Source organism: Roseibium sp. RKSG952 (genome assembly GCF_009711355.1).
The window spans coordinates 1-9229 of record NZ_SMMF01000785.1 but is presented as its reverse complement, the minus strand read 5'-3'; the positions used below and the strand labels follow the sequence as shown (position 1 = coordinate 9229).

Sequence of the window (9229 nt, the reverse complement as noted above, 5' to 3'; positions counted from 1 at the left end):
TGAGTCACTTCATCTGAGACTTGGTATTACCTGTTCGGGGTCCGCTCGGAGCGCCAGTTGGTGCGCGAGATCACGGTGAATGTCGCCCACCGCTGGTTCTTGCGGCTGAAACCGACGGACAAGGTGTTTGATGCCTCCACGCTGAGCCAGAACCGGCGGCGGCGCTACACCGATGCCTGTGTCGCCCAGGATATTTTCGACCAGATTGTGAGCCAGGCGATCGCCCACAAGCTTGTCGACGGCACGGTACTTTACACGGACTCAACGCATGTGAAGGCGAACGCCAACAAGGGCAAATATGATCTGGCACAGATAGAGAAGTCCAGATCGGATTACTGGGCGGATCCGGACACGGCCATTGAGGCGGAACGCTTGGCTCACGGCCAGAAGCCACTGAGGGAATAGGCGCGGGAGCCGCAGGTCAAACCGACCAAGGTGAGCCGCACGGATCCTGACAGCGGCTACATGGTGCACGAGGGCAAGCCCAAGGGCTTCTTCTATCTGGATCACCGCACGGTAGACGGCAAGCTGGGGATCGTCACCGGTACCTTCGCAACGTCCGCCAATGTCCATGACAGCATCGTGTATCTGTCCCGGCTGGATCACCAGCGGCAGCGCTTCGCCTTCGACGTGACGACCGTCTGCCTGGATGCGGGCTATGCCTCCACGGGTATAGCCATGGGACTGTAGGAGCGGGACATTCTGGGTGTGACCGGGTACCGCCGCCCGCAAGGCCAACTGCTGACCTATGCCACGACGAACCGCTCCGGCTACAAGCATTACCGCTCCGACCCCGGGATCTGCAAGACCTGTCCGCCTCTGGCCTCCTGCGCGACCAATGCCAAGGCGGTCCGGACCCTGACCCGCCATGTCTGGCAGGCGGCCCGGGAGCGGACCGATGCCCATCGGCTCACGCCTTGGGGCAAGGCCATCTACAAGCGCCGGAAGGAAACCGTCGAGCGCTCGTTCGCCGATGCCAAGCAGCTTCATGGCCATCGCTATGCAAGGTTCCGAAGTCTGGTGCGGGTGCAAACCCAGTGCCTGCCCGCCGCCGCCCAGAACATCAAGAAAATCGCAATGGCCCTGACAAAACCGCCCCAAAAAGCGCCCGTATAAGCGGCCCGGGGCTTCATCATCAACACCGCCAAACGGGCAAAACCCGAAAGTTGAAAAAACAACAAAAAACCCGCCAAAATCGGCGGGTTTATCAGCGGTCTGAGGCCACAAAATGCGGCTTTTGAACTTACTGGCTTGCCGTGACCTGAACGTTCAGCAAGTCCGGGAGTATTTGCGGGCTAATCAGGCTGGCTGCGATCTGGGCGACCGGAACCGGGTTTTCCGGCTGCAGGCTAACCCGCAAAGTGCCGGGTTGGCTCAGGAACTCGGCCACGGCATTCGTGACTTCTTCGGTAAAGGCCCGATTGTCGACCTGCCGGAGGGCCGCTTGCGTTTGCGCGACCAAAGCCTGGATCATGGCCGAGGGCGGGACGCCGGTATCGGCAGCCATCTGATCAATGGCTTCCGTGGTCACCCCGCCGTCGACGAATGTGACTTCAGCACCGACGAAAGAGGCCATGATGAGTGCCATCTGGCCCTGGTTTTCCGGATCCTCGAAAAGGGCTTTCGGAACGTTGGCAAATTTCATGCTGGCTTCGGCACGCCCGACGCCGTCGACATCAATCATCAGCCGTTCGAGCACCAGATCCTGAGTGGTTTCGTCCCAATACAGTCTGGTCTCGTCTGACCAGACGACTTTCTCAAGTCCGAGAGAATCAAAGAACCTGACGGCTTGCGGATCATTCAGGGCCGATAGCGGCATGCTCGCATTATCGGTCCGGGAATAGATTTCGGTCGGGATCGGCGGGACGCTGGAGGCATATTCCTGCTCGAAGTTTCCGATGAAAACCTCGCCCTCGCCTGGAATTGTCATGTCGAGACCTTCAAGACCGAGGCTCAGGGAGCTTGGGACAAAGGCGCGCGCAATTTCCATTGGGGACATGTTCCGCGAAACGCGCCCGGCGTTGTCAACGAGGCTCTTGATCACCGGCTGCATCCCGGCATAGGGGGCAAAGTCGATATTGCCGATACTGGCGCGGTCCAGTTTGAAAGCAGCCTCATCGGGGAGGTTCGCCGCGTCTATACCCGCCACATACAATTCACCGATCCCTTCGGCACTGGCATCTGTCACACCGGCTTCAGCAATGGTGAAACCGAGTTCCTGGTCCGGTTCGTCCGGAAGCGGGATCTGAAAGCTCATGTCCGACAACCGGCCTTCCGCGATCCCGAAGGAGCGGTAGAGCTGTACACCGGCCTCGATCAGTGTGTAGGGATCAGGTTCCTTGCCTGCCAAAAGGTTGTCCAGGATGCCGAGTGGATCGACGTCACGTTTGGTAACCGTCAAATCCTTGGCATAGGCTTCAGCCATGGAAAAGGATGCTTTGAGATCCGGCGTCACATCCTGTTCGGAGACGTAATCTTCGGTCGATGATGTTTCCAGAATGATTTCCGCTTCACCCGTCACGGGGACTGACGGATCGAACAGGCCGACTATCGGGAGAACATTCATCCCGGAATAAGTCATCTGGCCTTGACTGGTTGCCTGGTTGAGTGTGGTGCCATCGGCCAACTCGGTTTCAACCTGCTGTTTGATGCTCTCAATGACGTATTCGTCAATCTGGCCGTCTCGGGCGTTGCTTGCCCGATATCCGGTCATTTCAAGTGTCGCAGTAACTTTCTCGCTGTCTTCGGTGCCGCTGTTCGTCGAGAAAGTCATTTCTCCGCTAATATTGGAGACTTCCGCCAAATCGTAGGATTGCAGCATTAGTGCCTTGACGAAAGGCAACCACCGGCTTGCCTGTTTGTCTGCGGCCGGTTCGGGCAGTGCCGGGATTGTAAACGCATAATTTTCCACTCGCGATCCGGCGAGCGTCATGTCGAGACCTGCCAGCTCATCGCCATTCAGTGCCAGAGAGCCGAGCAGCTCGGTATCATCCGAGTTGATCCATTCTTGAGCTAAGAACGTGTCACCATCCTGTGCCATGCCTGTAATGGTGAGCGTTCCGCTGGTGTAGGAAAGCGTGTAGGTGATCTTGTCCGTGGTGTTGGTGGATGCGTCTGCGCCGCCGGTGTCCGTTTCGTTCGGGAATTCAAACGCACCGGCGAAGGAAATGGAGACATCCGGAATGCTGAGCGTGTCCGTGGCAGCATCATAGTCGATCGGACCTTGGGAGACTTCGAGACCGAGGGCCGACAGCCGGTCTGCGTAGGCCAGATAGGCCTCTTCGGCAGCGCTTTGGGCAAACGCGGACTGGGCGGGCAACAAGATGGCGGCACAAAAGCCTGTTGTCGCCAGAAAGCCCGTTCGGCGTGCAGATGCGTGTTGCCTTTGGACCAGCACAAGGGAACGAAGCGGGGAGACCCCCAAAGACAAGCCGGACAATGAACCTACTCCAGTGATGGATCCGGGGCGCGCCCGGTTCGCAATTGATATCATTACGGTATGACAAACAGATCTTGCCGCGACCCTACGCTGGGCGGCTGTCAGGTGTCAAAGGTCCATTCCGCGATCACCGATTGCGCTGTTTCGGCAGCGGAAAACGCTCGCCTTTGCGCGGTGATTTCAGGGTCTGTAGCAAGCCTTCTGAAAGCCCAGACGGCGGTTCCCCGCACGGTTTCATCCGGGTCGGTCAAAAGTATTTCGACATGGGGTTTGAGATCCCCGCATCCCGAGTTTCCAGCAGCGATCAAGACGTTGCGAATGAACTTGTTGCGGCCGATGCGCTTGATCGGCGAACCTGAAAACAGCTTGCGGAAGCCAGGGTCGTCGAGCTGGAGCAAGTCCGCCAGCTTGGGGGACTTCAGGTCGTCCCGCGCGACCAGCTTGGCTTCCCGGGCAGTGGAGGCGAACTTGTTCCATGGGCAAGCCGCGAGGCAATCGTCGCAGCCGTAGATCCGGTTGCCCATCGGCACGCGGAATTCATGCGGGATCGGGCCGGGATGCTCGATTGTCAGATAGGAAATACAGCGTCTTGCATCCAGTTGGTAAGGCGCGGGAAAGGCATTGGTCGGGCAGCTGTCGAGACAGGCCCGGCAAGACCCGCAATGATCCGTTTCTGCTCCGGTTGCCGGAAGGTCGAGCGTGGTGAAGATTGCGCCCAAAAAGAACCAGGATCCGATCCGGCGGGACACGAGATTTGTGTGTTTGCCCTGCCACCCAAGCCCTGCCGCCTGCGCCAGCGGCTTTTCCATAACGGGAGCGGTGTCCACGAAGACCTTCACATCCGGCTTGTGCTCCGAAGGGGTTCGGGAGACGAGAAAGCTCGCCAGTTCCTTCAAGCGGCCCTTGATGATGTCGTGATAGTCGCGGTGGCGGGCATAGACGGAAATCTCGGCCCGGTCCGGCCGATCCAGATTGGCGAGCGGCCCGTCTCCCGGCTCGGTGCCTGGCCCGTAGTTCATCGCCAGCATGATCACCGAGCGTACATCCGGCCAGAGACCGGTTGGCGAGGCCCGCCGCCCGGCAGTTTCCTCCATCCAGCCCATAGTGCCATGATAGCCTGCGTCGAGATAAGCGCGCAAACGATCAGCGGCTTCGGGAATTGCATTCGCAGATGCGATTTCCAGGCCATCAAACCCGAGGTGGCGCGCTTTTTCGCGCATGGCCGTGATGAGTTTTTCCGTTGACTTGGGGGTCATGCCAAGGACCGGTTTGTGATCAAAAGTCCAGATCCGCATAGGTTGGCGATGCCGGCATGCCAAGAACCTTTTCGCTCAGCATTGGCCGCATGCTCGGGCGGGATTTCATCCGTGCGTACCAGCTTTTGACATTGTCTTCGTTCGCCCATGGCACTTCGCCCAGATAGTCGGCGCAAGACAGTTCGGCGGCCAGTGCAAAATCGGCAAAGGACAGGCGGTCGCCGGCAAGCCATCTGCGCGAGGCAACAAGATAGCCGAAGTATTTCATATGATGATGAATATTCGCGCGGGCGACACGCAGCGCGCTTGAATCCGGTTCGCCGCCGCCTGCGGAGCGCGGCATTGCCTGCTTGTAGATCCGTTCGCGGACCAGATGCCCGACCACTTCAAAATCGAATTTTCCAAGCGACCATTCCACCAGGCGGCGCGTTTCGGCGCGCGCTTCCGGATGATCCGGCATAAGCCGCCGGTCGGCCACGGCATAGCCACGGGTCTCGTCGAGATATTCCAGAATGGGCCCGGCGCCGCACAGGGCGGGGCCGTCATTCTCGATCAGGACCGGAATTGTCCCTGCAGCATTGAGCATCAACAGTTTTTGCGGCCGTTCCCAGGGATTGACGAGTACTTCGTGAAAGTCGGCGCCATACTCTGCAATGATCAGCCGGACAAAACGAGAAGACGGTGAAAAAGGATGATGATAGAGCGTGAACATGAATGTAGGGGTCGTGCCCTTCAGCGTCGTGAGGTGGATTCAATCGTCAGGTTGGCTACGCAAAAATTGTGTCTCGAGGGTGGTTTAGCCGTAATTTAAACACTTAACGACAGAAAATCGCGGCCCTTCTCCGCTTCTCTTTCCATCGCCACAAGAAGCATTCCAACACAAACGGCTAAACGGATATAAAACATGGATGATCAGACAATCATCAATGCTCTGATTTTGGGAATCGTGGAAGGATTGACGGAGTTTATCCCCGTTTCGTCCACAGGTCACCTGCTCCTGCTCGGTCATTTTCTCGGGTTCGAAAGCACAGGCAAGACATTTGAGGTTCTGATCCAGCTTGGCGCGATCCTGGCAATCCTGTCTGTCTATTTTGGCCGTCTTTGGAAACTGGCCACTTCCTTGCCGTCCGATCCCTCGTCACGGCGGTTTGTTGGTGGCGTGTTTCTGGCTTTCCTGCCGGCCGCAGTGATTGGCGTCCTGGCGCATGGATTTATCAAGACCGTGCTGTTCGAAAGTCCCGCGCTGGTTTGCAGTACCTTGCTGATTGGCGGGGTGCTGCTGTTGTGGATCGACCGCTTGCCGCTCAAACCACGCTACACCAATGTGATGGATTATCCGCTTGTGCTGTGCCTTGCGATCGGTTTCGTCCAGTGCCTTGCGATGGTGCCGGGTGTCTCGCGCTCCGGAGCAACCATTGCCGGGGCGTTGCTCATGGGCACTGACAAGCGGTCTGCGGCCGAGTTTTCGTTTTTCCTCGCCATGCCGACCATGGCAGGCGCCTTTGCCTATGATCTCTACAAGAACAGGAACGTGCTGTCGGGCGACGACATCACCCTGATCGTGATCGGCTTCGTGGCATCATTTGTGGCGGGCGTGTTCGTCGTCAGGGGGCTGCTCGACTTCGTCAGCCGGCATGGATTTGCGCCCTTTGCATGGTGGCGTATTTTTGTTGGCACGGCAGGATTTGCGGGGCTCTACTTTCTCGGATAGGGGCATGCCCCTGTTCATCAATCGCCGGTAATCTTTGCCATGACGGGTGCTTTCCAGAGTGTTTTGATCACCAGGGCTGTCGCAAGGGCCGCGGCGATAACGATGTAGAATGGCAGGCGGATGCTGATATTCATCAACTCGCCGCCGATCAGTGACATGGTTCCTGCCAGGAAAGTAAAGATCGCCACGGTCACACCCATGACCCAACCCTGCTCGGTGTCTGGAACACTTGCGGAAAACAACCCCAGAATGGTCGGATAAGCCACCCCGAATATGAAATAAAAGGCAAATAGTGGAACGAAACAAAGAACTGCGAACGGGGACAGGACAATCGCTGCCGCACTTAGTGCCCAGACATACATGGTGGTCAGCAGGATCTTCTGCTTGCTGAAGCGCTTCTGGACGGGCACCACCAGAAAAGTGCTTGAAAACGCCATCCCCAGGCCGACTGTCAGAAACACCATGCTGTTTCCAAGCGTTCCGTATCCGAACCGGGTTGAAAGATAGTTGTCCACGAAGACATACATGGTCATGTTTGCGGTGTGAAAGAAGAACAGTCCCACCGCGAGGCGGAAGGTTGCGGGGTGATCTTTCACTTTCAGGAGCTGATCAAATACTTCTGCAATCTGAAACCTGAATGGTTGAGGGTCGTCCCGCTCATCCTCGAAATATGCCAGCACCAGAAAGACGGCGGCCAGACAGAGTGCTAGTGCAACATAGAATGGAAGCTGAAGCGTCGCAAAACGGCCCAACAGGATCGGATCTGCGGTCAATCCGGCAATGATCGGCCCGCCAACCAAACCGGCACTGACGCCGGTGATGATGAACCCCATGTTCCGGTTTCGATCATGGTCATCGACGCTGCCATCGATCATCGCCGCCTGGGCGATGGCCTGATTGCCGGCCGTGAAGCCGGTAATGGCTCTGCCAATGATCAAAAGCGTGAGGCTTCCGGCGTAAAGTGATGCAATGGTGATTGCATATCCGGCGGCAGCTCCGAACAGGCAGATCAAGATTGCCCTTTTGCGGCCTATGATATCCGAAAGTTTCGAGATGTAGGGCGCACCAAAAAACCAGGCCAGAAAGAATATGCCAATGACGAGACCGAAATAGATATGCCGGAGGTTTGCCGGTGTGTCGGCTGCAAGCAGTGGCGAATGGGCCTCCATCACAAGTGTATTGATGATCGGGAAGACAAGGCCCTGACCCAGAAGATCAACAAACACTACGAACAACAGTGTGAACTTCACCAATGAGGTCATGAACCCTCCGGTTTGCCTTTTGCTTCCGCAGAGGACGATAAGATATCGTCGGTTTGAAAACGACTTTATTTTGGTGTGAGCCTTGGTGCGCCTTCGAGCTCCGGGGCGTTTTCAGATCTGTTTTAGTCTTTTTGCTCAGCGGTTTGTCTGGGCAGATCAACCGCCGAACCTGTAATATTCTTCATCTCCGGAACCTGCCAAACGGTCCTGACGACCGCGATCATGCCGATCGCGGCAGCCGTGGCGATATAAAAGGGAAGGCGCAACGCAATGTCGATGAGGATGCCTCCTGCGACCGACATCACTCCGGCAATGAGGGTAAACACAGCCACGGTCACTCCCATGACCCAGCCTTGTTCGTCGGCAGAAACACTGGCGGCAAACAAACCCAGCACGGTTGGATAGCCGATCCCGAACGCAAAGAAGAAGATAAAGATCGGAAGAAAGCTCCAGGCAGGCGTTGGGGCCGCCACGAATGCGAGTGTACTGGCTGCGAAAAGCACCATGGTCGTGACCACGATCTTTTCCTTCGCCAGGTATCTTTGCGCAGGCACGACGCACCAGGTTCCGGCCAGGGCCTGGGCTGCGCCGATCACCAAAAATGCCATGCTGCTGCCAAACGTGCCGAAACCGAAGCGGGTGGACAGGTAATTGTCCACAAAGACATACATGATGACGGCAGTCACATGGAAGAAGAACAGGCCAATGGTGAGCCTGAGTGCGATCGGGTAGTCCTTGACGCGCAGGATTTGGCCGACAATTTCCGAGGGCCGGAAGACGAACGTGCTTTCGGTTTCCCGGCTTTCCTTGAAATAGACGGCCACCATGAGAATGGTAAGCACACACAGTCCCAAGGCCACGTAAAAGGGCATTTTGATGGTCCCGAGCGGACCGAGGACAAGCGGCGTGGACGTGAGCCCGGCAATCAGCGGTCCGCCGATCAGGCCAAGGCTGAAGCCGGTAATGATCAGGCCCATGTTGCGGTTCCGCTCCCGATCACTGTTGCTTCCATCAATCATGGCCGCTTGTGCGATCGGCTGGTTGCCGGCTGTGAAACCGGTAATGGCCCTGCCAAGGATCAAAAGTGAAAGGCTCCCGATATCGAGCGCTATGATCGTGATGACATAACCGGCAACAGCTCCAACGAGGCAGATCAGGATTGCCTTTTTCCGGCCGATTACGTCGGAAATCCTGGAAATGTAGGGTGCGCCGAAGAACCAGCACAGGAAGAACACGCCGATGGTGAGGCCAAAATAGAAATGCCTCAGGCTGACTGGCGTTCCACTCGCCAACAGGGGCGAGTTGCTATCCATGATCAGGGAATTGATAATTGGAAAGGCGAGTCCCTGTCCCAAAAGGTCGACAAAGACGACAGACAGAAGCGTGATCTTGGCAAGACCTGACATCACCGCACCTCGCAGTCAGCTCGGCGGCAAGATGCGCGCCTGAACTGATCTTAGGAGAGGATGCTCCGGGAGCAAAGAACGGCTTAAAAGCTTACGCCTCGAACGTGGTTCCGCCTAGAGCATCGGGCGATTAGGTTGGAACGCATTGTGTTGCC

Annotated in this window: 6 protein-coding genes and 1 pseudogene; 2 read left to right on the top strand and 5 right to left on the bottom strand. The window is 57.1% G+C overall.

Going from position 1 to position 9229, the window contains the following annotated elements; translation table 11 throughout:
• Nucleotides 1-27: 27 nt before the first annotated feature.
• Nucleotides 28-1116, top strand: a pseudogene (locus E1297_RS06710) (IS1182 family transposase); the annotation flags it as partial.
• A gap of 127 nt (nt 1117-1243) precedes the next feature.
• On the opposite strand, the gene E1297_RS06705 reads toward E1297_RS06710, so the two are convergent.
• The 3 genes from E1297_RS06705 to E1297_RS06695 all read right to left on the bottom strand — a co-directional run bounded on the left by E1297_RS06705 (nt 1244) and on the right by E1297_RS06695 (nt 5407).
• Nucleotides 1244-3439 (bottom strand): hypothetical protein, encoded by a 2196-nt coding sequence (locus tag E1297_RS06705; protein WP_155135531.1) that lies wholly within the window; start codon nt 3437-3439, stop codon nt 1244-1246.
• Between the two features lie 101 nt (nt 3440-3540).
• A complete protein-coding gene (queG, locus tag E1297_RS06700; protein ID WP_155135529.1) occupies nt 3541-4695 on the bottom strand; it encodes a tRNA epoxyqueuosine(34) reductase QueG in 1155 nt (384 codons plus the stop codon).
• A gap of 19 nt (nt 4696-4714) precedes the next feature.
• On the bottom strand, nt 4715-5407 hold the full coding sequence (locus tag E1297_RS06695; RefSeq protein WP_155135527.1) for a glutathione S-transferase family protein: 693 nt from the start codon (nt 5405-5407) through the stop codon (nt 4715-4717).
• 192 nt (nt 5408-5599) lie between these two features.
• On the opposite strand from E1297_RS06695, the gene E1297_RS06690 reads away from it, so the two are divergent.
• The gene (locus tag E1297_RS06690; protein WP_155135525.1) at nt 5600-6406 is read left to right on the top strand and encodes an undecaprenyl-diphosphate phosphatase; all 807 of its coding nucleotides are present in this window, start codon (nt 5600-5602) and stop codon (nt 6404-6406) included.
• Nucleotides 6407-6423: 17 nt separating this feature from the next.
• Here E1297_RS06690 and E1297_RS06685 read toward each other — a convergent pair whose 3' ends face one another.
• Both E1297_RS06685 and E1297_RS06680 read right to left on the bottom strand, forming a co-directional pair.
• Complete coding sequence (locus tag E1297_RS06685; protein ID WP_155135523.1) at nt 6424-7668, bottom strand: MFS transporter; 1245 nt, start codon at nt 7666-7668, stop codon at nt 6424-6426.
• A 122-nt stretch (nt 7669-7790) separates the two neighbouring features.
• Nucleotides 7791-9074 carry an MFS transporter gene (locus E1297_RS06680; protein ID WP_155135521.1) on the bottom strand — a complete coding sequence of 428 codons (1284 nt, stop codon included), beginning with the start codon at nt 9072-9074 and terminating at the stop codon, nt 7791-7793.
• Nucleotides 9075-9229 lie beyond the last annotated feature (155 nt).

Coding starts and splice junctions, on each gene's coding strand:
- queG (WP_155135529.1), bottom strand. CDS start 4,695: ATGACCCCCAAGTCAACGGAAAAACTCATCACGGCCATGCGCGAAAAA.
- E1297_RS06695 (WP_155135527.1), bottom strand. CDS start 5,407: ATGTTCACGCTCTATCATCATCCTTTTTCACCGTCTTCTCGTTTTGTC.
- E1297_RS06690 (WP_155135525.1), top strand. CDS start 5,600: ATGGATGATCAGACAATCATCAATGCTCTGATTTTGGGAATCGTGGAA.
- E1297_RS06685 (WP_155135523.1), bottom strand. CDS start 7,668: ATGACCTCATTGGTGAAGTTCACACTGTTGTTCGTAGTGTTTGTTGAT.
- E1297_RS06680 (WP_155135521.1), bottom strand. CDS start 9,074: ATGTCAGGTCTTGCCAAGATCACGCTTCTGTCTGTCGTCTTTGTCGAC.